The organism is Streptomyces sp. NBC_00988, from assembly GCF_045162645.1.
Taxonomy (GTDB): domain Bacteria; phylum Actinomycetota; class Actinomycetes; order Streptomycetales; family Streptomycetaceae; genus Streptomyces.
Window position 1 is genome coordinate 11668727 of the sequence record NZ_CP108730.1, and the last position, 24228, is coordinate 11692954.

Genomic DNA, 24228 nt, shown 5'->3' on the forward strand with positions numbered 1-24228 from the left:
TGTTGACGAGTTCCGGCGACCATGGCCGACTTGGACAATGACCGATCAGACTTCTTTCGGCACCGCCCGCGGGCTGCTGTCCGCGCATGGAGCGGACCTTCTGCGCGGCGACGACGGTGCCGTGATCACCTCCGTGGAGACCTACGCCCTCGCCGTGCCCCTGAAGCGGCCCATCGCCGACTCCACGGCCGCCATGGCGCACTGGACGGTGCCCGTGGTCGAGATCCGCACCGCCGACGGCCTGGTCGGGACGGGGATCTCCGGTGTGCACTGCGCTCCCGAACTCCTCTCCGACGTGATCCTCTCCTACTACGCCGACGCCCTCCTGGACACCTCGTCGGAGGACATCCTCGGCACCTGGAAGCGCCTGTACTGGCTGCCCACGCACTGGATCGGCCGGGCCGGTGTCGTCCACATGGCGCTCGCGATGGTCGACATCGCCCTGTGGGACCTCGCCGCACAGCGGGCCGGGATGCCCCTGTGGCGGTTGCTCGGCGGCACGCAGGAGAGCGTCGAGGCGTACAACACCGACGGCGGCTGGCTCAACCTCACCGACTCCGAACTGGTCCGGGATCTCACCTCGTTGGTCGACCACGGCTGGTCCCGGGTGAAGATCAAGGTGGGGCGCTCCGACTGGCGCGAGGACGCCCGACGCGTACGCGCGGTCCGCCGGGCCCTCGGCGACGACGTGACCCTGATGTGCGACGCCAACCAGCGCTGGGACCTGTCGACGGCGAACCAGATCATGCCGGTCCTGGAGGAAGCGGCCATGGACTGGGTCGAGGAGCCGGTCCACGCCGACGACCTCCAGGCCCACGCCCGCCTCCAGTCGTCGACACGGCTGGACGTGGCGGCCGGCGAAAGCATCTACTCCTACCACCAGTTCGCCTCCTTCATGGCCGCCGACGCCATCCGCGTCGTCCAGGCCGACGTCACCCGGGTCGGCGGCGTCACCGAGTTCCTGCAGATCGCGGCGCACGCGGCGGCACGGGGCCTGCGGTTCGCGCCGCACGCCGGCGACATGATGCAGGTGCACCAGCACCTGGTGGGCACCGTCCTGTCGGAGGTGCCGCCCCTCGTCGAGTTCATCCCCTGGACGCAGGAAGCCTTCGTCGAGCGCAGCGTCGTACGCGAGGGGCTCATGGAGCGTCCGCACGGTCCCGGCGCCTCGACGGCGATCGATCCGGCCGCGCGGGTGCGGTGGCAGATCCCCGGAGCGGGCTCGACCAGGACCCTCTGAGACCACCGCCCATCCATCGACGGAAGGACCGAGATGACCGAGTCGCCTCTGAAGGACACCGAGGAGCGTGTGGCCGTCGTCACCGGCGCGGGCCAGGGCATCGGGCGCGCCATCGCCGTGGCCCTCGCCGCCCGTGGCGTACGGGTCGTCGTCACCGACCGCAACACCGAGACCGGCACCGCCGTCGCCAAGGAGGTGGGCGGTGAGTTCCTGCCCCTCGACGTGTCCGACGCCCGGGCCGTGGCGGGGGTGGCGGGAGAGGTCGTACGACGCTTCGACCGCGTCGACGTCCTGGTCAACAACGCCGGAATCGCCCACGAGGACGACGCCCTCGACGTGACGGACGAGGTCTGGTACCGCGTCCTCGACGTCGACCTGACCGGCACCTTCGTGGCCTGCCGCGAGTTCGGCCGGCACTTCGTGCGCCGACGGTCCGGCTCGATCGTGAACATCTCCTCCATCGCCGCCTTCATCGGCTCCAACCCCGAGTACCACGTCGCCTACGACGTCGCGAAAGCCGGGGTCTCCCAGCTGGCGAGATCCCTCGGCGTCGAGTGGGCGCAGTACGGAGTGCGGGTCAACGCCGTCGCGCCGGGCCGGACCCGCACCCCCATCCTCGACACGGTCGGGATGGACGACCCCCAGCGGATGACGCAGTGGATCGGCCAGATCCCGATGGGCCGCCTGCTGGAGGCCGAGGAGATCGCGTCCGCCGTCGCGTTCGTGGCGCTCGACGCGACCGCCATGACCGGGCAGACCCTCCTCGTCGACGGCGGCCAGATCGCTCAGTGACGCGGTCACCGGCGCCTGCCCTCAGCCGACGCCGAGGGCAAGCGTCTCTCCCTCGGCGAGGTGCACGTCGAGGACGTCGGCGCCGTAGCGCAGTTGTACGTCCGCAGCCCGTGACGCCCGGATCGAAGCGGCGGTCAACTCCCCGTCGCGCCAACGGATATCCACGGTGAGACCGCCCCGGGCCCGCAGTCCGCACACACTTCCATCCGGCCAGTCGGCGGGCAGCGCGGGAAGCAGTTCCACGTTCCGGCCGTCGGACTGGAGCAGCATCTCGGCGATCCCCGCCGTGCCGCCGGAGTTGCCGTCGAAGGAGTAGATGTTCTGCGCCGCGCCCGCCACCCCGCCGGCGGAGAACGTCATCAGGTTCGCCTCACTGGCGTCCGCGATGAGGCTGGTGAGGTGCTGCAGGGCCGCGTCGCCGTTGAGGAGACGGGCGTAGTAGACGGTGAAGTTGGCCTCGACCCACTCGGTCTGCTCCCAGCCCGGGGCCTGTTGCCTGCGTTCGATCGTGACCTCGGCGGCGCGCGCGAGGTCCGGTGTCTCTTGTGGACTGATCTGGCGCTCCGGGAACAGCGCGCTGAGATGCGAGGTGTGCCGATGGCTCGGCTCGGCCTCGTCGTAGTCGTGCAGCCACTCCTGCACCTGCCCGTGCCGCCCGATCCGGAGCGGCGGCAGTCGGCGGCGCGCGGCGGCGATCCTGGTCCTCAAGTCGGCGTCGACACCGAGCAGTTCGGCACTCTCCGCGCAGATCCTCAGCACGGCCTCCATGAACACCCGGTCCGCGGTGGCGCCCATGGACACCGAACACCGGCTGCCGTCGGGCGCGAGATACCAGTTCTCCGGCGACTCCGACGGTCCCGTGACGAGCAGACCGTGCTCCGGCTCCTCTACCGCGTAGCCGAGGAGAAACTCGGCGGCCCCGCGCAGGACCGGATACGCGCGCTCCCGGAGGAACGTCTCGTCCCGCCCGTACTCGAAGTGCTCCCACAACTGGAGCGCGAGCCAGGCCCCGCCGGTCACGTTCATGCCCCAGCCGATGCCGGAACCGGGTGCCGTGTACCCCCACGCGTTGGTCACCGTGTGCGCGACCCAGCCTGGCGCGCCGTACAACTCCCCGGCGGTCGCCCGGCCTTGGTCCGCCAGGTTCTCCAACAGTCCGAACAGCGGCTCGTGGCACTCGGCCAGATTGGTCGACTCGGCGGCCCAGTAGTTCTGTTGGGTGTTGATGTCCAGGTGGAAGTCGTTCGTCCAGGGCGCGCTGCTCGCCAGACCGTCGTTCCACAGACCCTGCAAGGCAAGCGGCAGAGGGGAGTTGGCCCGGGAACCGGCCATCGTCAGGTAACGGCCGAACTGGAAGTAGAGCGCTATCAGTTCGTCATCGGCCTTCCCGGAGGCGAGCCGCTCGCGACGGGCGTCGGTGGGCAGAGCGGTGAGTTCGGATGGCGCCGAACCGAGATCCAGGGAGACCCGTCGCATCAGCGCCCGATGGTCCGCGATGTGCGCCGCCCGGACCGCCTCGTAACCGGCCTCCAGGCCTGCGGACAACAGCGATTCCGCGCGCACTTGGGGGTCCGCTCCTGCCCAGTTCGTTCCTACGACGACGTAGACGACCGCGCTGTCGGCGCTTTCCAGACGAAGCGCATCGCCCGTGCGGTGGACGGTGCCGCCCTCGGCTTCGAGGTGGGCGCGGATCTCCAGCGCGACACCCTGCTGTCCGTCGCTGTGCAGGCTCTCGTACGCGTGGCCGTTGAAGGTGACGGCCGAGTCGGCTGTTGTGGTGGTCCCGGGGAGTACGCCGTCCCGAATCGCGAGGGTGAAGGCCAGCGATCCGGGCCGGTCCGCGGTGAGCCGGATCGCGATCAGGCCGTGCGGGTTGGTGGCGAACACCTCGCGGGTGAACCGGACTTCGCCCTGTGCGTAGGTGACCGTGACCAGGCCCGTGTCCAGGTTCAGCGTCCGCCGGTAGTCGTTGGCCGGAACCCCGTCAGGGAAGGCGAGTTGTACTTCGGGCAGGGGCAGGTTGGTGCCGAACGACGGTGCTCTGCCCGGGAGATGCTCGGCGGCGAGCCGTTGCGCCTCGGCGTAGTCGCCCGCGAAGAGGAGTTCGCGGATGCGCGGGACCTGCTGACGAGCGGTCGGGCTCAAGTCCGTTGCGGAGGGGCCGCCCGACCACGCGGTCGACTCGGAGAGCTGGATCCGTTCCCGGTCGGTGCCGCCGTAGACCATGCCGCCCAGGCGGCCGTTGCCGATGGGGAGGGCTTCGAACCAGCGGGTGGCGGGGCGGTCGTAGCGGAGCGTTCCGGGTGGGACGCGGACATCACGGAGGTTCTGGTCGGAGAAAGCCTTCAGCATGGCATGCGCTTTCGTGACGGTGTGAAGGGGCGGCTCAAGTCGAACTCGGCTGTGCAGCTGGCTACTTGGCGGGGGCGAAGACGTGCTGCGCGGCTACGGCGGCGCCTCCGCGGGCCCATTCCTCGAAGGGGAGGGGTCTGACGACGAGGTCGCAGTCGGCCGCGGCGCCGAAGGCCCGGGCTGCGAAGGTGGTGCGGATCTGGTCCTCGTAGAGGTCGTAAGTGGCCACGCCCTCACCGGAGATGATGATGCGTTCCGGGCCGATGAGGTTGGCCACGGACGCAAGGGCCAGGCCCAGGGCGTGGCCCGCCCGGGCGAAGACCGCGCGGACGTCGGCGTTGCCGGCATGGGCGAGGCGGACCGCGCCGTCCATCGTCAGGGCCGGGTCGCCCGTCGCCCGGCGGGCCTGTTCCGTGATGGCCTGGGTGGAGGCGACCGCTTCGACGCAACCGGTGTTGCCGCAGGTGCACACCCGGTCGGTGCCGCCCACGGGAAGGTGGCCGACCTCTCCCGACACGCCGTGCGCACCGGAGACGACCCGGCCGCCGATGGAGATGCCGCAGCCGATGCCCGCGCCGACGGTGACCAGCGCGAAGGACGACAGCCCGACCCCGACGCCGAACCACTGTTCCGCGACGGTCAGGGCACGGACGTCGTTCTCGATGACGGTCGGCAAGTCCGTTGCGGACTGCACGAGTTGGGCCAGCGGGACGCGGCGCCAGTTCAGGAAGGGGGAGTACTGGACGGTTCCCGTGTGGCCGTCGACGTCTCCCGAGATCGTGACGCCGATGCCGTGGAGCGCACCCGGTGCGTGTGGCGCCGCCTTCGCGTTCAACTGGTCGACCAGCCGGGCGACGGCCAGGACGACCGTACCGACGTCACGCGAACCGAGAACGGCCCGCGCGGTGGCCAGGGGTCGTGCGGTCAAGTCGGTGAGCGTGCCGATGAGTTCGTCACCGGTGATCTTCACGCCCACGAAGCGGGCGCGCTCGCCACGCACCGCGATGAGGGTGGCCGGCCGGCCCTGGGTGCGCTCGGTCGAGCGGCCCAGCTCGTTGATCCAGCCGTCGGTCAGCAGGGGAGTGGCGACCTTGGTGACCGCGCCGGGCGACAGACCGGTACGGCGCCCGATCTCGGCGCGTGTGAGCGGGCCGTGGGCGAGGAGGGTCTGAAAGAGCAGAGCGGCCGCGGGTGGCTGATCGGCGAGCGTCATGCGGCGACCATACATTTCCATTGGAAAAGAAGATAGAAGAAGGGTCTCGGCGTCCTGTGCCCGTCTTCTGCACTCATCGCCCGAATCCCGGTCCATTCCTTCCACGAATGTCGATGATTCGCGCTGCGCAATATGTTGACGCTGGAAGAAAAGCCTGACTACATTCGCGGCACCTCACGACAGGTGGATGGGACGTCCACCGACGCAGGTGGCGGCCGGTTTCCTCCTCGACCGGCCGCCCAAGTCATCGCGGGCCGCGCTCTCCAACGGGCGTTGCCTTACGGCCACTTGGGCGGATCCGAACGCCCACTCACCAATTCCCCATGCGGCTGACCGTGCAAGGGGCACCTTCCGGTCCTTCCCAGGGCCCCGCCGTGCCTTTTCGCGCCGAGATGGAGTAAACACATGGCTCGTCCAGCAGGACCCGTATCCGCCGTACGCCACAGACTCCGTGCGGGCGGTGCGCGCCTCCGGCACCTGCCCGTCCTGGCCGCCACCGCACTCGTGGTGTCCCTCGCGGCACCCACCGCCGCGTCGGCGGCGGACTCCACCCCGGCGCCGACGAGCGCGGGCCACCAGCAAGACGTCCTCGCCGCAAAGCCGTACATGGGCTGGAGCAGTTGGAGCCTGGAGGCCACCAGCTATCCCGGCTACGGCGGGGTCAGCTGGCTCACCGAGGCGCACGTCAAGCAGCAGGCCGACGTGGTCGCCTCGAAGCTCAAGTCCCATGGCTACGAGTACATCAACGTGGACGCGGGGTGGGTGAACGGCTTCGACGAGTACGCCCGCCCGAAGCCGAACGCCACCACCTTCCCGCACGGCATGAAGTCCCTGGGCGACTACCTCCACCACAAGGGCCTCAAGTTCGGGCTGTACCTGGCAGTCGGCCTCGACCCAGCCGCGTACGGCGACGGGACGACCGCGATCCACAACGCCCCCGGATGCACCACCTCCGACATCGTCTATCCCGACCTGCGCAAGACCAACGGGTGGAACTCCGCCTACAAGATGGACTTCGCCAACCCCTGCTCGCAGAAGTACATCGACTCCCTCGCCGACCAACTGGCGGGCTACGGCGTGGACTTCCTCAAGGTCGACGGCGTGGGCCCGGGCTCCTTTCAAGGCGGTGCGGACCACGACAACACCTCGGACGTAAAGGCCTGGCACACCGCACTCCAACAGACCGGCCGGCCCGTCCAGTTGACGCTGTCCTGGTCACTGAGCCACACCCAGGCGGCGACCTGGAAGGCCAACTCCAACGGCTGGCGGATCGACACCGACGTCGAGTGCTACTGCGACACGCTCGTGACGTGGAACAACTCCCTGAAGGTCCGCTGGAACGACGTCGTGCAGTGGATCGACGACGCCGGACCCGGACACTGGAACAACCTCGACTCCCTGAACGTCGGAGTCGGCGCCATGGACGGCCTCACCGAGGCCGAGCGGCAGAGCTACACGACGCTGTGGGCCATCGAGTCGGCGCCGCTGTACTCGGGTGACGACCTCACCAAACTCGACGCGTACGGGCTGAAGTTGCTCACCAACGACGAGGTCATCGCCGTGGACCAGGCAGGTCATCCGGCACGTCCCGTCAGCCAGACCACGAACCAGCAGACCTGGTACGCCCGTAATCCCGACGGCAGTTACACCGTCGCGCTGTTCAACCTGGGCTCCCAAGCCGCAGATGTCACCGCTGACTTCGCCGACCTCGGCATCAGCGGAACGGCCGCGGTCCGTGACCTGTGGCAGCACAAGAACCTCGGCGGCGTCTCCGGGCACCTGACGGAGAACCTGCCGGCGCACGGCTCGCGGCTCTTCACCTTCACGCCGAACCGGCAGGGCGCCGACCCCGGTACTCCGCTGGGCGTGCACGGCACCGCCGCCACCGCGACGAGCGTCTCGCTGGCCTGGGACAAGGCCAACACCGGCACCTCGCCCGTCACCCGCTACACCGTCTACGCCGACGGCCGGCCGGTGACCACCAGTACCGGCACCGCAGCCACCGTCACGGGGCTGAGCGCGGCCGACGCCCACACCTTCACCGTCGTCGCCCGCGACGCCAAGGGCCGAACGTCGGCGCCCAGCAAGGCAGTTGAAGTCACCACGCCCGCGTCCGGCGGACCCACCGCCTACGAGGCCGAGGCCCCCGGCAACACCCTCACCGGCAACGCCACCGTTGCGGGCTGTGACGGCTGCTCCGGCGGACAGAAGGTCGGCAACCTCGGCGGCGGGGAAGTGGCCGTCAACCACGTCAGCGCGCCGAAGGACGGCACGTATCTGCTGAAGCTGGACTACGTGGACGGCGACTCAAGTCGCGTCATCGACCTCACCGTTGGCGACACCACGCTCCAGATCCCGGTGCCTGGCACCAACGACAACGACTGGGGTGCCCCGCAGTCGCTCACCGTCCCCGTGCCGCTGAAGGCCGGGGACAACACCCTCCGCTTCGGCAACGCCACCGACTACGCACCCGACATCGACAAGATCACCGTCTGAACCACGCCCGATGCTCCACCAGTTGGACACGCAACGCACGAAGGAGGGTGCTGTGGTGGTCACATCACAGGGCAACCACGCAACGCCGGTGAAACCGCGGTCCGGTGAACCGGGCGCGGTGGCCACCACGGCCACCTCACCGGGCAAGGGCCCGACCAGGAAGACACGGCGCGCCACCGCCACGAGGTCGGCCGCCGCGCGACGCCGGGACCTGCCGGTCGCCCTGCTGCTCATCCTGCCCGCCGTCGTCGGCTTCGCGACCTTCTACGCCTATCCGACCCTGCGCGGCATCTACCTCAGCTTCACCGACTTCCACGTCCTGAGCCCACCGCAGTGGGTCGGACTGGCCAACTTCCGGGAGCTGTTCGGGGACGACGTCTTCTGGCACTCGCTCCTCGTCACCGTCTACTTCGTCCTCCTGTCCGTCGTCTTCGGCACGGCGATCTCCCTCGTGACCGCGGTCGTGCTGCACCGGGTGACCCGGTCGTCGGTCCTGCGCGGCGTGATCCTGCTGCCGTTCCTGATCTCCAACGTCATCGCCGCCCTGGTGTGGCAGTGGATGCTCGACCCGACCCTGGGCATCGTCAACATCGCCCTCAAACACCTGACCGGCCACTCCATCCTGTTCTTCGGCAGCGGCGGTTGGGCGATCCCCTCCCTCGCGGCGATCAGCGTCTGGAAGTGGATGGGCTACTACGCCCTGCTGATCTTCGCCGGCCTGCAGACCATCCCGTCGACCATCTACGAGGCCGGCCGGGTCGACGGCGCGAGCGAGACGCAGATGTTCCGCCGGCTCACGGTGCCCCTGCTGCGGCCGATCCTCGTCATGGTGGTCGTCCTGACGGTGATCAACTCCTTCCAGGTGTTCGACATCGTGCAGGTCACCACCAAGGGCGGCCCGGCCAACGCCTCGAACGTGCTGCAGATGTACATCTACGACAAGGCCTTCCGGCAGTTCGACTTCGGCTACGCCGCCACCATGTCGCTCGCCCTGTTCGCCCTGCTCATCGCGGTCACCTTCACCCAGCTGCGGCTCGCCCGCGCCAACGAATCCGACCTGAACTGAAGGAGGCCGCCCTCATGGCTGTCACCATCGCACCCGGCCCGGCGGCCGCCCCGCGCCGCCCGGCGCGGAACACCGCCCGCAGGTTCGCACCCGGCAGGGTCGTCGCCTGGACCTACCTCGGTGTCATCGTCCTCGTCACGCTCTTCCCGTTCTACTGGATCCTGCGCACCGCGCTGTCCAACAACTACAAGCTGGCGACCCACCCGTCCTCGCTGCTGCCGGTCGGCTTCACCTGGGGCGCCTTCGAGCGGGCCCTGGGCATCGCCTCCACCGCGTCGGCCCAGGCCCAGGGCGGCTCCGGCGCCTCCCTCGACTTCGCGCTCTACCTGCGCAACTCGGTGATCTACGCGTCCGTACAGACGGCGATGATCGTGCTGATCTCGGCGGCCGCCGCCTACGCGTTCTCCCGGCTGCACTGGCGGGGCCGCGACCTGGTGTTCAACATCCTGATCAGCGCCCTCATGGTGCCCAGCGTGTTCACCCTGCTGCCCAACTTCGTCCTCGTGAAGGACCTCGGACTCACCGACACCTTTGCCGGACTCATCCTCCCCGGCGGCCTCTTCCAGGCCTTCACCCTGTTCTTCCTACGGCAGTTCATGCTCGGCCTCAGCAGTGAGGTCGAGGAGGCCGCCATCATCGACGGCGCGGGACCGCTGCGGATCTTCTTCCGGATCATCCTGCCGATGACGTCCGCGCCGATCGCCACCGTGTCGCTGCTGATGTTCGTCAACGCCTGGAACGACTACTTCTGGCCGCTGCTGATCGCCAACGACCAGAGCGTCCAGCCCCTCACCCTCGCCCTCGGCGTCTTCAAGCAGTCCTCGCCCCAAGCCGCCCCCGACTGGGCGGGGTTGATGGCCGCCGCCCTCATCGCGGCGCTGCCGATGCTGCTGCTCTTCCTCGCCTTCGGTAAACGCATCGTCAACTCCATCGGCTTCTCCGGCCTCAAGTGACCGGCGAAAAGCCTCCAGCGACCGGCGAAAGCCTCAAGTGACCAGCGAAAGAAGGAACCATGAGAGTTCGCAAGGCCGTGGCACTCGGAGCCGCGCTCACTCTGACGGCCCTCGTGTCCGCCTGCTCCTCCAACTCCAGCAGCAGCTCCGGTTCTTCGACCCTCAACTGGTGGACCTGGGACGACAAGCAGGCGGCCGCGTACAAGGTCTGCGCCACGGACTTCGAGAAGGCCAACCCCGGCGTCACGGTGAAGATCTCCCAGTACGGCGTCACCGACTACTTCACCAAACTCACCGCCGGCTTCGTCGCCGGCAAGGCTCCCGACGCGTTCCAGAACAGCGTCCAGTTCTTCCCGCAGTACGCCGACCAGCACCAACTCCTGTCGCTGGACGACTACATCAAGAAGGACAAGTTCGACCTGTCGAGGTTCTCCGTCGGCGTCGACTCGTGGAAGTACACCGACGGCCACCAGTACGGCCTGCCCCTGGACTGGGCGGCCACCGGCCTCTACTACAACACCGACATGCTCACCAAGGCCGGCTACACCACCAAGGACGTCCAGAACCTCAACTGGAACCCCGACAACGGCGGCACGATCGGCAAGATGATCGCCCATCTGACCGTCGACTCGAAGGGCCGACGAGGTGACCAGCCGGGATTCGACAAGGCGAACATCAAGACGTACGGCTTCGGTCAGCTGGCCGCCAAGGACTTCCTGGGCCAGACGACCTGGAGTTCCTTCGTCTCCACGACGGGCTGGCGGCTCGGCAACAAGGCCAACTGGCCCACCCAGTTGAACTACGACGACCCGCGCCTGGTGAAGACCATGGACTGGATCCGCACCCTGGTCACGAAGGGATACGCCCCCAAGATCGGCACGTTCACCAACACGGTGTCCGACGTAGACCTGTTGTCCTCGGGCAAGGTCGCGATGGAGACGGGCGGTTCGTGGACGGCGTCCACCTTCGCCAAGATCCCCGACATCAAGGTCGGTATCGCCCCCACGGTCCTGGGCCCCGACAACAAGACCCGTGCCGTCTTCAGCAACTCCAACGGCAACACCATCTGGGCGGGCACCAAGAACCCCGACCTGGCGTGGAAGTGGGTCTCCTACATGGGCTCCGAGGCCTGTCAGACCAAGGCGTCGGCGACCGGCACCTTCTTCCCGTCCATCCCCGCCTCGATGGACGCCTCCGCCAAGGCCCTCAAGGCGCAGGGCGTCGACCTCTCGGTCTTCACCGACATGCTCAAGAACAAGGAGCTCTACCCGTCACCGGACTTCCGCAACGGCGCGGCCCTGCAGGACGCGATCGAGCCGCTGATCGAGGGCTACTTCGGCGGCCAGAAGAACGACAGTGTCTTCGCCGACATGCAGTCCAAGACCAAGAGCATCCTCACCCAGAAGTAACAGCCGCCCCCTGGCGCCCCGCGGCCGGACGCGTCCCCTACGGCGCGTCCCGCCGCCCTCCCCGAAAAGAGACTGCATGCCCGCGACCCCCTCGCGCATCGTCAGCCTGCGCGCGGCCGGCACCTGCCTCGCCGTGGAACTCACCGAACCGGTGCCCCGAGTCCTGCACTGGGGAGCCGACCTGGGCGACCTCACCCCCGACGACCTGACCGCCCTGAGCCTGACCGCCGAACCCGCGATCCTCAACAACGCCCCCGACATCCCACGCCGCTTCACCGTCTGGCCCACCGAGGCCGACGGCTGGTCCGGCACCCCGGCCCACCACGGCCACCAGGCAGGCACCGCCACGGCGCCCCGCCCGACCCTCACCGGGTCCACCCACCACACGAACCCCGACGGCGGCGGCGTACTCGAACTGCACCTCACCGACGCGGCATCCGCACTGGACATCAGTCTCACCTACACCCTGGACGCCCACGGCATCCTCACCGCCGACGCCGTCATCTCCCGCGCGGACAGCGCCGATTCGACGCCCTACGACCTCGCCGGCGCGCTGACTTTGCTGCCCCTGCCGCGCCGGGCCACCGAGATCCTGGACTTCACCGGGAAGTGGAGCCGGGAACGCTCCCCGCAACGCCACCCGCTGCACCACGGCGCCCACGTGCGTGACGTACGCCGCGGAAAACCAGGCGTCGACTCGCCGCACCTCCTGACGGTGGGCGTACCCGGCTTCGGATTCGGCACCGGCGAGGTGTGGGCCGTTCACGTCGCGTGGAGCGGCGACCAGCGCTACCTCGTCGAGCAACTCCCGGAAGGAGCAGGCGTCCACGCCTCCGCGCTCGGCGGTGGCGAACTCCTCCGCGCGGGCGAGATCCGCCTGGCACCCGGCGACACCTACCGCACCCCGCGCTGCCACTTCGCCTGGTCGCCGAACGGCCTGGACGGCATCGCCAACCGCTTCCACCACCATCTGCGCGCACGACCCCAACACCCGCGCGGTCCCCGTCCCTTGGTGCTCAACAGCTGGGAAGGCGTCTACTTCGACCACGACCTCGACCGGCTGCGCGCCTTGGCCGAGCGGGCCGCCGCGGTGGGGGTCGAGCGGTTCGTGCTCGACGACGGCTGGTTCAGCGGGCGCCGCGCCGACACCGCGGGCCTCGGCGACTGGCTCGCCGACCCGACCGTCTGGCCCGACGGGCTCAGCCCGCTCGCCGACCATGTCCGGTCGCTGGGCATGGACTTCGGCCTCTGGGTGGAGCCCGAGATGGTCAACCTCGACTCCCACCTGGCGCGCACCCACCCCGACTGGATCCTCGGTCCCGCCGCCGGCCTCGGCCCGACCGCCCGCCATCAGCACGTCCTGGACCTCTCCCGCCCCGAGGTCTTCGACTATCTGCTGAAGTCACTGGACGCGCTCGTCGGGAGCTACGACATCGCCTTCCTCAAGTGGGACCACAACCGCGAACTCCTCGAAGCCGTACGCGCTTTGGGCGATCGTCCCGGAGGCCATGCTCAGGTCGAGGCCCTGTACCGGCTGCTGGACGCGGTCAGGCAACGTCACCCCGGACTGGAGATCGAGAGCTGCGCGAGCGGCGGCGGCCGGGTCGACCTGGGCGTCCTCGACCGCACCGACCGCGTGTGGCCCTCGGACTGCAACGACCCCGTGGAACGGCAGTCGATCCAGAGCTGGACCGTCCAACTCCTCCCACCCGAACTCGTCGGCACCCATGTCGGCGCCGCCCGCAGCCACACCACCGGACGCGTCACCTCCGACACGTTCCGCCTGATCACGGCCCTCTTCGGCCACGCGGGCATCGAGCAGGACCTCGCCGAGTGTTCGGAGCAGGAGTTGACCAGGCTGACCGCCTGGAGCGCCCTCTACCGCGAACTGCGCCCGCTCCTGCACAGCGGTCGTACGGTGCGTGCCGACCTGGAGGACGAGGCTCGGGTACTGCACGGAGTTGTTGCCTACGACGGCTCAAGGGCGCTGTACTCCTGGGCGAGGCTGGCCACTTCGCCCGAAGGACAGTCGGGTCGGACGCGTTTCCCTGGTCTGAGTCCCGACGCTCGCTACCAACTCCGGGTGCGCACCGAACTCGGCCTGCCGTCCTTCCACCAGATCGCGTCGCCCGCGTGGTTGACGGCCGCGCAGGAGGACTGGCTGACCCTGTCCGGCTCGGTGCTGGCCACCGCAGGCCTGCCCATGCCCACCCTCAACCCCGAGCAGGCACTCCTCATCGAGGTCCGTCGCCAGGACTGAAGTCGCTCAGCACAGAGGCGAGTTGGAGTTCCCGGCGGCCACGACCGACACGGGAAGCCGCCGCACTCCGTGCATCAGCAGGCCCGCCGTCCACTCCAAGTCGGCGGCGTCCACGGCCAGTTGCAGACTCTCGACGCGTTCCAGCATCGCGGTGATCGCGACCGTGGCCTCCATCCTGGCCAACGGCGCCCCCAGACAGTGGTGGACGCCGTGCCCGAAGGCGACATGGCCGGCCGAGCGTCCGAGGCGGAAGGAGTCCGGCTCCTCGAAACGGGCCGGGTCCCGGTCGGCCGCGGCGAGGGACACCAGCAGCATGTCGCCCCGGCGCACGGGTACTTCACCCACCCGCATGTCCTCGGTGGCGAAGCGCTCGGTCGCCGTGAGCACCGGCCCGTCCAGACGGAGGAACTCCTCCACCGTCGCGGGCACGAGCGAGGGGTCGGCCCGCAACGCCTTGAACAGGTCCGGCTGTTGGGCGAGTCCGAGGAGTACGGCCCCGATGAGGTTGGCGGTCGTCTCGTACCCGGCGATCAGGAGGAGGAAGGCCATACCGACCAACTCCGGGTCGGAGAGCCGGTCCTCGACGGTGTCGTTTGCCAGCGCGCTCAGCAGGTCCTGTCCGGGGTCGGCCCGCTTGGCCGCGATCAGCTCCGCCAGATACCCGCTCATCCAGACGTACGCCTCCTCACGGTCACTGCCGGCGACCGGGGACACGATCTGCTCCGATGCCCAGCGGAACCTGTCCCAGTCGTCCAGCGGCACGCCGAGCAGTTCGCAGATCACGGCGATGGGGACGCGGGCAGCGAAGCCGTCGACCAACTCCGGTGCCTCCAGGGCGAGTACATCGTCGGCGAAGCGGCCCGCGAGCTCCTGCGTGCGGGGCCGTAGGAACTCGATCTGCTGTGGAGTGAAGGCGCGTGTCACCAGTTTGCGAAGGCGGGTGTGGTCGGGTGGGTCCACGGTCAGCATGTAGTCGATCCCGACCTCGTCGCGGACACCGCTCATCAGCCAGCCCGGCTCCAGCCCCGCGCGTTCGCTCCGCTTGGACACGCGGGGATCGGTGAGCACTTGGCGTGCCGCGTCGTATCCCGTGACCAGCAACTGCGGGGGCGCACCGTCCGGTTCGCAACGATGGGCGGCTCCGGAGTCCGTCAACTGCCGCAGCACCGCGTGCGGATCCGCCTGGAACGCGACGCCTTCCAGTACCGCCCGCAGCGGGCCGCCCTTGTCGTCCGGGGTGCTTGTGGTCATCGCGGTCTCCCACCCGAAGTTATTGCTTTCGTCGGCAAGCATTACGTCGGAGGGAGGGTGTGTCAAGGCGTGCCGGGGTCGGTCGGGGGAGGGGCAACTGCCGTGGAGATCCGGCCGGTTGGTGGTTGCGGTCACGGCCCCCGTCGGATGACGGAAGTCGTGACCGCATGGCAGGAGAGACCGTGACGCCGGCGAAACCCGCCCGTTGGACGCGCCCCGGTCCGCGAGGAGCCGACATGCCCGTCTGCACCTGCACCGCGGCGCAGGGAACCCTGACACAGGAGTCGAAGGCCAGACCGGCCCCGTCCGCTGTGGAAGGTGGTCAGGTGTTGCCCGAACCGGGCTACGAGAAGGAGTGGCCGGCGCGCCGGGGCGAAGCATGAGCGGCGTGGATCCGGGCCACGAAGACCCTGAGCCTGGCGCTCAACTACCTTTCCCCTACGCGTCCTTGAACCGCGCGGTGACCGCGGCCACGCGCTTGCCCTGGTACACGGCGGCGGCTCGGGCCGTGTCGTCGACCGGGATCGCTCCCTGGCCGTTGACATGACTGGTGCCGTACGGGTTGCCGTCGGCGAACTTCACCGGGTCGGTGTAGCCCGGGGTGACGATGATGCCGCCGAAGTGGTGGACGGAGTTGTAGAGGGCCAGCAGCGTGGACTCCTGGCCGCCGTGTGCCGTGGCGGTGGCCGTGAAGCCGCTGTAGATCTTGTCGGCCAGCTTGCCCTGTGCCCACAGCCCGCCGAGGGTGTCGATGAACTGCTTCAGCTGGCTGGCGATGTTGCCGAACCGGGTCGGGCTGCCGAAGATCACGGCGTCGGCCCACTCGATGTCGGCGCCGGTCGCCACCGGGATGTCCTTGGTGGCCGCGGCATGCGCCGACCACGCGTCGTTGGCGGCGATGGCCTCCTCGGGGGCGAGCTCGGACACGCGCAGGAGTCGTACCTCCGCGCCCTCCTTGCGGGCGCCGTCCGCCACGGACTCCGCCAGCTCGTGCACGGTGCCGGTCGACGAGTAGTAGATGACTGCGATCTTGGGGGACATGGGGAGTTCCTCTCGTTTGCCGTCGCGCGGAACGGCCCGGCTGGTGCGCTAGTGCTTGCTCTGGCAAGTATCTTCACTCGCTCGAAAATGCTTTGTCAAGCAAGTAATGGTTGTGCTTGAGTATTCCTACAGCTTCGGGAGGGAGGGGAAGAGAATGGCTCCCGTACCAGAACCGCTGACCAGCGCGGAGGACCGCCTTTGGCGCTCCCTGCAGAGACTGCTCGTGGCGCTGCCCCGGGCGCTCGACGAGGATCTGCTGTGCTCCACGGGCCTGTCGCTCAGCCAGTACATCGTGCTGATGCGACTCTCCGAGGCGGACGGTGACCGTATGCGCATGACCGATCTGGCCGCCGCCACGGCCCTGTCCGCGAGCCGTGTCACCCGGGTCGTGGAGACGCTTCGGGGGCACGGGCTGGTGGTCAAACGACCGCACGCGACGGACGCCCGGGGGAGCGTGGCCGTCCTTACGGAAGCCGGTCGGCAACGGCTGCTGGGCGCCTGTCCGGCCCATCTGTCCAGTGCGCGCCGACGTGTCCTGGACCAGCTCGACCCCGCCCTGATGCAGCGGCTGGCCGGGGAGCTGGAGGCGGTGGCCGAGGGCCGCAGGGCGACGTCCGTGTTCGGAGAAGCAGTCACGTGACCCAAGCCGGGACGGGTCGCCGTGGCGAAACATGGTGCCGTTCGGGATCGACCTTCCGCTGAGGAGGCACCCTCATGCTCCAGGGCTACACCTACCCCCTGTCACCACGCGGAGAGGCGAACCTCGCCTCGGCCCCGCCGTGGCACTACGCCGGCGACATCGTCGGCGTGGAGTTCTGGACGGACCCGGCCGCCGCCGAGGTGACACTCCCCGAGGGGCTGACCCCGGACCCGGACTCCGACGGGCGCGCGGTCGCGCTGTTCGCCGACTGGCAGTTCTCCGCCGGGCACGACGAGTACCTCGACCCGGTGCGCAGCCAGTACCGCGAGTTCATGGTGCTGGTGGACGCCCACTGGCAGGACGAGCCTGTGTCGTGGTGCCCGTACATCTACGTCGACAACGACCTGGCCCTGGCCCGCGGCTGGGTGCAGGGCTTCCCGAAGAAGCTGGGCTCGGTCCGCCAGACCCGCGTCTTCGCGGCGCCCGGCAGCGCGTCACCGGCCCTCGCTGCGGGCGGCCGGTTCGGTGCCTCCCTGTCGGCGGCCGGGCACACCCTCGCGGAGGCCACAGTCACGCTCCAGCAGCCGGCTTCCGACCCGGCCGCGTTGTTCGCACGCCCGACCGTCAACCTCCGGCACTTCCCCAGCCTGGTCGCCGACGAGTACGACAAGCCCGCCGTGCACGAACTGGTGATGGCCGAGTCCGACGACCGCCGACTCGCCGACGTGTGGACCGGTACCGGAGACATCACACTGTTCGCGGCCCGCGGCGAGGAACTGGCGGACCTGGCTCCCGTGCGCACCGGCGCCGGTTTCCGCGCCTCGATGTCGTACAGCGTGACCGACGTACGCCGGCTGGGCGTGTAGCGGGACGGGCGACGCCCGTGGGATGTCATGGCTCAGGGTTCCTTGCTTGAGGTTCTTTGCTTGAGCACGCTAATCTGCACGGATGACCGCCGCCGAGGATCCCCTGACCGCACAGGAAGAGCGTTTCTGGCGTGCCCTGATGCGGGTCATCGTCGCGCTGCCGCGTTCGCTGGACGACGATCTGCTGCGGGCGACGGGACTGACACTCACCGAGTACGTCGTCCTGATGAGCCTGTCCGAGGCCGAGAACCAGGAACTCCGCATGGCGGATCTCGCGGCGGCGACCGCCCTGTCGGCGAGCCGAATCACCCGTGTCGTGGACGCGCTGCAGAGTCGCGGCCAGGTCGTGAAACGGCGCTACGAGGGGGACGCGCGCGGGAATGTCGCGACCCTCACTCCGGAAGGGCTCAAGCGGCTTCAGGCGGCCTACCCGATACACCTCGCGAGTGCCCGCAAGCGCGTGATGGACCATCTCGACGGCCGGTCGCTGTCGGCCATGGTGCGGCAGTTCGAGACAGTGGTCGAGAAGTTCGACTGAGATCCGGAACGGTCACTGTGCACGCGGAAGGTCCCGGACACACTCCTCGTGTCCGGGACCTTCCGCGTGACGTGACGCCGAGCGGCGTCAACTCCCGTACACGCGCCGGGCAATGTGCTCCGCGATCATGATCGTCGTCGCGTTGGTCACGGTCGACGGGACCTCGGGCATGATCGAGGCGTCGACCACGCGCAACCCGGTCAGCCCGTGCACCGCCCCCGACTCGTCGACGACGGCCCACTCGTCCCCGGGCCCGCCCATCGGCGCGGTCGAGGTCGGGTGGCCGTAGGTCGAGATGCCAGCCGCGATCGCCGCCTCCAACTCCTCGCCGTCGCCCACTGATTCACCCGGTACGAGCTCGAACGCCACCGCACCCGCGAACGGCGCGGTGCTCGCGAGCCGGCGTACGAGCCGCACGCCCTCCAGCATGCGACTGCGGTCCTTGGGCGTCGCGAGGTAGTTGTTGTCGATCACCGGGGCGTCGTGGGGATCCCGACTGGCCAGCCGCACCGAACCGCGCGACTCGGGGCGGGTCACGGCCGTGGCGAGGAGGATCGCCCCGCCGGTCGGGCTGAAGGAACCGTCCGGGAGGTGGGTCGCGACGATGCTGAGGTCCAGCTCGCCGGCCCGCGCCTCGGGCGAGGCCAGCCACAGATGCGCCGCGAAGGCCGACGTCAGGGTCTGGTGCTCGGGCGCGAGGGCGAACAACGCGTGGAAGAAGGGGTGATCCTGCAACTGGCGGCCGACCGGGAGATCGGCGACCACGTCGATACCGAGCTCCCGCAGATCCGCGGACGGGCCGACACCGGAGCGCAGCAGGATGGCCGGGCTGCCGTAACTCCCCGCGGAGAGCACCACTTCACCGGCCCGGAAGACCGACCCCGACGCGCTCACCACACCCCGCGCCACACCGTCCTCGACGATCACCTTGTCGACCGTGACGTCACTCAGCACGGTCAGATTGGGGCGGCTGCGCACCTGCGGTGTCAGATACACCAGCGCGGAGTTCTGGCGCACCCCGTCGACGATGTTGACCGGGTAGCCGCCGGTACCGTCCTGCCGGGCGCCGTTGAAGTCGTCGTTCCGCCGGAACCCCAGACCCGCCGCGCCGTCCACGAACGCCCGCAGCGAGGACGTGAGTTGGTCGTACGTCCACTGCCGGACGGGGAAGGGTCCGGTACGGCCGTGGTAGGTGTCGTCCCCGGTGGGCGTGTTCTCCATCTCCCGGAACGTCGGGAGGACTTCGTCGTACGACCAGCCCTTGATCCCGTACCGCTCGCCCCAGGCCGCGAAGTCCGCAGCGCGCGCCCGGATCGCCACCCCCGCGTTCACCGCCGAACTGCCGCCCATGGTCCGGCCGCGCGGCGCCGGAATGCTCGGGGCCAGGTCGGTGGCACGTGCGGTGTAGCCCCAGTCGTGGTCCGGGTCGGCCAGGACGTGCGGGGTCAACAGGCCCTCGGGGAGGCGGTCTTGGGGGTAGTCCGGGCCCGCCTCGATCAACAGGACCGTTCGCCGCGGATCCGCACTGAGCCTCGCGGCGAGTACGGCACCGGCGGAGCCTCCACCGACGATCACGACATCCACGGCATCGTCGGTTCCGGGCCCGGGGTGTTCGCTCGTGGTGCTCATTGGACTTCTCCTCGTATCTATGTGCTTTCGCAAGCAACTAAAATGCGCGTCATACGCAGTGACTCTGGCGCGCGGTGGCCAGATGCTCAGGTGGTCAGGCGTTCAGGACTTCCGGTACGACGCGCTCGCCCAGCAGCCGCAGTGCGGCCAGCTGGTCGGCTCCCCGGATCGGTCCGATGACGTGGTCGAAGCCGAGGTGTTCCAGTCGGCGCAACTCCGTGAGGAGGGCGTGAATGTTCTCGCCGCGCGTGCCGGGGTCGAGCGGGAGCAGGACCGTCTTCTCGATCTCGTCGTAGTCGCGCCCGACCTCGTCGCAGTGCCTGCGGAGGACGTCGAGCTTGTGTCGGAGGTCGGGTCCGTGGAAGAGGTTGCAGGCGTCCGCGTACTCCGCGACGAGCCGGAGTGTCTTCCGCTCGCCGGAGCCGCCGATGAGGATCGGTGGGCGCGGACTCCGCACGGAGGCGGGGGAGTTGAGGGTGCGTTCCAGTCGGTAGTACCGGCCTTCGAAGGGCTTCTCGTCCTCGCTCCACATCTGCAGACAGATCCGCAGCGTCTCCTCCAGCCGCTCGAACCGCTCCGTGACCGGCGGGAAGGGCAGGCCGAGTCCGCGCGCCTCGGCGAGGTTGAAGCCGGCGCCGACGCCGATGCCGAGGGCGGCGCGGCCCTCGGAGAGGACGTCGAGGGTGGTGACCATCTTGGCCAGCAGGCCGGGTTCTCGGTAGCCGACCGAGGTCACGAGGGCGAGGAGTTCGGCGCGTTCGGTGGACGCGGCCAGGTAGCCCAGCGTGGTGTACGCCTCCAGCATCTCCTGCTCGGAGGCGCCCACGATGCCGATCTGGAAGAGGTGATCCATGACGGCGATGCGGGTGAAGCCGAACTCCTCCGCCGCGCGGGCGAGTTGGCCCACGAGGCGGGCGATGCCTGCCGGGCCGCCGGGCCGGGTGAAATCCGCGATGGCGATGCCGAGGTTCATGCGGGCCTTCCGTCGTGCGAACCGCTGGATCGATCACCATCGAGTATGCCGGGCGCGATATATGCTTTGTCAAGCAAGGAAATGGACAGAAAGAAAGGGGTAGAAGGGAAGGGACCGCAGGACGATCGATCCCCTCCCGCCCGGTACCGCGTGGCGCCGTTTCCACCGGGCCGGTCGGCGCCACGCGGCGGTCCGTTGCCGGAGGCTCAGGCGCGGACCGGTTCGCGCTGGCTCGCCGCGTGCCGGCGGCGCCGCTCCTCGAAGGAGGCGAAGACCGCCGAGACGCCGTAGACGAGGCTGAAGAGGCCGAAGACGGTGGCGAGGGAGACCGCGCCGATGTCGGGGCGGACGAACAGGGAGAACGCGAAGACGAGCGACACCGCGCCGGTCAGGAGGTACAGGGTGCGTTCACCCGCCGTCTCGTCGCGCTGGAAGGCGAGGGCTATCTCCATGGCGCCGGTGGTCAGTGCCCACGCGGCGATCCAGATCGTCAGCGCGAGCGCCGTGATGCCGGGCCACGCCAGTGCGACGATGCCGCCCGCCAACGAGAGCCCCGCGAGCAGCAGCCAGCCGAGGACGGGCCCCACCCTGTCGCCGGCGAAGGCGCGGGCGCTGTCCGTCGCCGCGGTCATGAACGCGTACACGGCGAAGAGGATGACGAAGGCGTTGATGGTGATGCCGGGCCAGGCGACGGAGACCGCGCCGAGGGCGACAGCCAGCAGACCGCGCCAGAGGAGCACGTTGGGTGAAGTGAACATGGTCACCTTCCACATACGAGGGTGTCGCCTCGTTCTTCGCCCGAGGCCGGGATTCGCCAGGAAGGCTAGAGTCGCGCCTCCCCGCCGCGATCTGTCATACGACTGCATCCGCTACTTCCTTACTCCCTTACCGTCGTCACAGAAACCCGTGCGGTCATCTGACCGATGCGCGGGGCGGGCCGGGGCGCCAGCATCAGTACCTCCTGGCCTACGGCCTGTCGACAAGGAGCCGACGTGATCAGTGGGACCGACGGCCGTGACAGCCCGCCGACCTCGGTCCCGGTGATCGAGGATCCGCCGCGCCGGACCGTGCGGCGGGCGGTCGATCTGTGGCGCCTGCTGGTGTCACTGGCCGTACTCGTCGCGACGGTTCTCCTGGCCCTCGCCACGCGCGACTTCGTCCGCGCGGCCCAGCAGGGCCTCCTCACCACGGCGACCGCACTGCCCCCGGCCCTGCGGGACGCCCTCGTGGGAACGGTCCAAGCCGTCGCCCTGCTGGCGCCGGTTGCCTCCTTGGTGGTGTGGTGCGTACGGCGACGGATCGAGCCTGTTCTACGGGTTCTGCCCGCGGCGGCGCTCGGTGCGCTCGGCGCGTGGACGCTCACGCGTCTGGCGTTGGAGCGGGGGAGACCGGACGCGTGGCCGGAGGTGTTGGACGGCCGGGACGGCTTGGTACAGGCGGGCTGGCCGTCGGCCGTGTATCTGGCGGCCTGCGCGGCGGCGGTCGTCGCGGCGGGGCCGTGGCTGGGGGCGCGCCAGCGGCGGGCGCTGTGGTTCCTGGCCGTCGGCTGCGGCGCGCTGAGTGTCGCGGCCGCGGCGATCGTTCCGCTGGACGCCTTCGCCGCACTCGCCGTGGGCGGCGCGGCCGGGTCGGCCGTCCTGCTGCTGGCCGGGGCTCCCGCCGACCGCCCGCCGATCCAGGCGGTCGCCGACGCCCTCGCCGACTCCGGGATCTCGGTCGCGAAGCTGGGTGAACTGCCCCTGGCTGCACAGCATGTGGGGGAGGGGACCGTCTACCGTGCCGTGACCACCGCCGGTTCGCGGCTGTCGGTGCGGGTGCTCGCCGCCGAGGACCACAACCGTGACCTCTTCCGCCGGCTCGCCCGGCGGACGCTGCTGCGCCATCCCGCCGACGCCACCGCCCAGTTGCCGCTCGGAGCCGCCGAGCACGAGCTGCTGATGCTCGTCTTCGCGGCCCGCACCGGCGCCCGGGTGGACGAGCCGGTGATGGCGTACCCGGTGGCCGGCGGCGGCGCGCTGGTGGCGACGGTCGATCGGGACTCCCGCGCTCTGTCCGCCCTGCCGGAGGGGGAGTTGACCGATCAGCTCCTCGTCGGAGTGTGGACCTCCGTGGCCCGGCTCCAGGAACACCGGCTGGGGCATGGGGAGTTGCGCCCCGAGCACATCCGCGTCGAACCGGGCGGCGAGAGCCGGCTCTCCGCGTTCGCGCGCGGCCGGCTCAACGCGCCGCCCGACATGCTCGGCGCCGACATCGCCGAACTGCTGGCCACGACCGCCGTACGGGTCGGCCCCCAGCGTGCCACCGCGTGCGCGCTGGCCGGGCTGGGGCCGGAACTGCTCGCCACCGCGCTGCCATACCTCCAGCCGCTCGCGCTGATGGGACCCGCGCGGCACGCGGTCGCCCGGTACGACCAGGCCCGCGCGCGGGCGGCCAGGGAGAAGGCCGGACGGCGCACGCTGCGTGCCGGAGGACGGCCCAGCCTGCTGCGTGATCTCGCCGCCGAGGTCTCAACTGCGAGTGACACTAAGGCAGTTCCCATCGCGCATCTGGCACGGTTCACGTGGAAGAGCGCCCTGGGACTGGCGGGCGCGTTCCTCGTACTCCACCTGGTGCTACCGCAGTTGGCCAATGCACCGGCGGCCGTCGACGCGCTGCGGGACGCGAACTGGTGGTGGGTGCTCGCGGTGTTGCCCATCACCTTCCTCTCACAGGCGTTCTCGACCTGTCTGCAACTGGGCACCATCCCGGACCGGTTGCCGTTCGGCCCCACCTACCAGGTGCAGTTCGCCAGTTCGTTCCTCAACCGGATCACCCCGAGCAACGTGGGCGGCATGGCGCTCAACCTGCGCTATCTGCAGAAGACAGGGATCGAGACCGGGGCAGCCACGGCCTCGGTCGGGCTGCAGAGCCTGGCCGGCGCGCTCTCCAACACCGTTGTCGCCGCCGTGTTCTTCGCCTGGGCGGGCCGTGGTCACACGGGAGTTCATCTGGATCTGTCCGCCGGGCGGTATGTGCTGTGGGCCATCGCCCTGGTGCTCGCCGCCGGGGGCCTGCTCGGCTTCACCCCGCCCGGACGGCGCTTCCTGCACGACAAGGTGTGGCCGTTCCTGCGCGCGGCCGGATCGACCATCGCCGGGCTCGCCACCGAACCGGCCAAGGTCGTCGTGGGTGTCGTCGGCGCGCTGGGCCTGCCCCTCATCCAGGTCGTCGGCCTCGCGATGAGCCTTCACGCGCTGGGCGGCGGCCTGCCCTTCATCCAGGTCGGTGCCGCGTACATGGCGGCCCGGCTGATCGCCAACGCGGCTCCGGTACCGGGCGGGCTCGGAGCGCTGGAGGCCGGGCTCATCGCCGGGCTGACGACGCTCGGCGTGGCGGCGGGGGCGGCCACTTCGGCGGTGCTCGTCTACCGGCTGCTGACGTTCTGGCTGAACGTGCCGCTGGGTGCGTTGGCGCTGAGCTTCGTGCAGCGGCGGGGCTACGTGTGACGGGTCGGCGTACCGGGGAGTCGT

The 24228-nt window shown here is 69.6% G+C and carries 18 protein-coding genes; 11 read left to right on the forward strand and 7 right to left on the reverse strand.

All coding sequences use genetic code 11. The features are described 5' to 3' along the window. Positions 1-37: 37 nt before the first annotated feature. A complete protein-coding gene (locus OG496_RS52555; protein ID WP_365302876.1) occupies positions 38-1240 on the forward strand; it encodes a mandelate racemase/muconate lactonizing enzyme family protein in 1203 nt (400 codons plus the stop codon). A 33-nt stretch (positions 1241-1273) separates the two neighbouring features. Then, positions 1274-2032: an SDR family NAD(P)-dependent oxidoreductase gene (locus OG496_RS52560; RefSeq protein WP_405976097.1), complete on the forward strand. Its 759-nt coding sequence runs from the start codon at positions 1274-1276 to the stop codon at positions 2030-2032. A gap of 21 nt (positions 2033-2053) precedes the next feature. On the opposite strand, the gene OG496_RS52565 is transcribed toward OG496_RS52560, so the two are convergent. After that, on the reverse strand, positions 2054-4384 hold the full coding sequence (locus OG496_RS52565) for a glycosyl hydrolase family 95 catalytic domain-containing protein (protein ID WP_405976098.1): 2331 nt from the start codon (positions 4382-4384) through the stop codon (positions 2054-2056). Between the two features lie 61 nt (positions 4385-4445). Further along, positions 4446-5597, reverse strand: a complete 1152-nt coding sequence (locus OG496_RS52570) for an ROK family transcriptional regulator (RefSeq protein WP_366495911.1) — start codon at positions 5595-5597, stop codon at positions 4446-4448. 405 nt (positions 5598-6002) lie between these two features. On the opposite strand from OG496_RS52570, the gene OG496_RS52575 reads away from it, so the two are divergent. From OG496_RS52575 to OG496_RS52595, 5 genes are all read left to right on the forward strand, one after another. Further along, complete coding sequence (locus OG496_RS52575) at positions 6003-8093, forward strand: fibronectin type III domain-containing protein (RefSeq protein ID WP_405976099.1); 2091 nt, start codon at positions 6003-6005, stop codon at positions 8091-8093. Positions 8094-8145: 52 nt separating this feature from the next. Further along, positions 8146-9159: a sugar ABC transporter permease gene (locus OG496_RS52580; protein ID WP_366495909.1), complete on the forward strand. Its 1014-nt coding sequence runs from the start codon at positions 8146-8148 to the stop codon at positions 9157-9159. Between the two features lie 14 nt (positions 9160-9173). Continuing rightward, a complete protein-coding gene (locus OG496_RS52585) occupies positions 9174-10112 on the forward strand; it encodes a carbohydrate ABC transporter permease (protein ID WP_399391067.1) in 939 nt (312 codons plus the stop codon). A gap of 59 nt (positions 10113-10171) precedes the next feature. Next, positions 10172-11521, forward strand: a complete 1350-nt coding sequence (locus OG496_RS52590) for an ABC transporter substrate-binding protein (RefSeq protein ID WP_405976100.1) — start codon at positions 10172-10174, stop codon at positions 11519-11521. 76 nt (positions 11522-11597) lie between these two features. Then, positions 11598-13781 (forward strand): alpha-galactosidase, encoded by a 2184-nt coding sequence (locus OG496_RS52595; RefSeq protein WP_405976101.1) that lies wholly within the window; start codon positions 11598-11600, stop codon positions 13779-13781. A 6-nt stretch (positions 13782-13787) separates the two neighbouring features. Here the strand turns inward: OG496_RS52595 and OG496_RS52600 are convergent, their stop codons facing one another. Next, positions 13788-15032, reverse strand: coding sequence for a cytochrome P450 (locus OG496_RS52600; RefSeq protein ID WP_405976102.1), 1245 nt, complete (start codon positions 15030-15032; stop codon positions 13788-13790). 438 nt (positions 15033-15470) lie between these two features. After that, the gene (gene wrbA / locus OG496_RS52605) at positions 15471-16073 is read right to left on the reverse strand and encodes an NAD(P)H:quinone oxidoreductase (RefSeq protein WP_366495904.1); all 603 of its coding nucleotides are present in this window, start codon (positions 16071-16073) and stop codon (positions 15471-15473) included. A 154-nt stretch (positions 16074-16227) separates the two neighbouring features. On the opposite strand from wrbA, the gene OG496_RS52610 reads away from it, so the two are divergent. From OG496_RS52610 to OG496_RS52620, 3 genes are all read left to right on the forward strand, one after another. Continuing rightward, positions 16228-16713, forward strand: a complete 486-nt coding sequence (locus OG496_RS52610) for a MarR family winged helix-turn-helix transcriptional regulator (protein ID WP_405976103.1) — start codon at positions 16228-16230, stop codon at positions 16711-16713. A gap of 74 nt (positions 16714-16787) precedes the next feature. After that, positions 16788-17579: an acetoacetate decarboxylase family protein gene (locus tag OG496_RS52615; RefSeq protein WP_405976104.1), complete on the forward strand. Its 792-nt coding sequence runs from the start codon at positions 16788-16790 to the stop codon at positions 17577-17579. Positions 17580-17661: 82 nt separating this feature from the next. Then, complete coding sequence (locus OG496_RS52620; RefSeq protein WP_366495901.1) at positions 17662-18117, forward strand: MarR family transcriptional regulator; 456 nt, start codon at positions 17662-17664, stop codon at positions 18115-18117. An 87-nt stretch (positions 18118-18204) separates the two neighbouring features. On the opposite strand, the gene OG496_RS52625 is transcribed toward OG496_RS52620, so the two are convergent. The 3 genes from OG496_RS52625 to OG496_RS52635 all read right to left on the reverse strand — a co-directional run bounded on the left by OG496_RS52625 (position 18205) and on the right by OG496_RS52635 (position 21477). After that, positions 18205-19746 (reverse strand): GMC family oxidoreductase, encoded by a 1542-nt coding sequence (locus OG496_RS52625; RefSeq protein ID WP_405976105.1) that lies wholly within the window; start codon positions 19744-19746, stop codon positions 18205-18207. 94 nt (positions 19747-19840) lie between these two features. Further along, the gene (locus OG496_RS52630) at positions 19841-20719 is read right to left on the reverse strand and encodes an LLM class F420-dependent oxidoreductase (RefSeq protein WP_405976106.1); all 879 of its coding nucleotides are present in this window, start codon (positions 20717-20719) and stop codon (positions 19841-19843) included. A gap of 206 nt (positions 20720-20925) precedes the next feature. Further along, on the reverse strand, positions 20926-21477 hold the full coding sequence (locus tag OG496_RS52635; RefSeq protein WP_366495898.1) for a DUF308 domain-containing protein: 552 nt from the start codon (positions 21475-21477) through the stop codon (positions 20926-20928). Positions 21478-21711: 234 nt separating this feature from the next. Between OG496_RS52635 and OG496_RS52640 the strand changes: the two genes are divergently transcribed. Beyond that, positions 21712-24204, forward strand: a complete 2493-nt coding sequence (locus tag OG496_RS52640; RefSeq protein ID WP_405976107.1) for a flippase-like domain-containing protein — start codon at positions 21712-21714, stop codon at positions 24202-24204. The last annotated feature ends 24 nt before the right edge of the window (positions 24205-24228 follow it).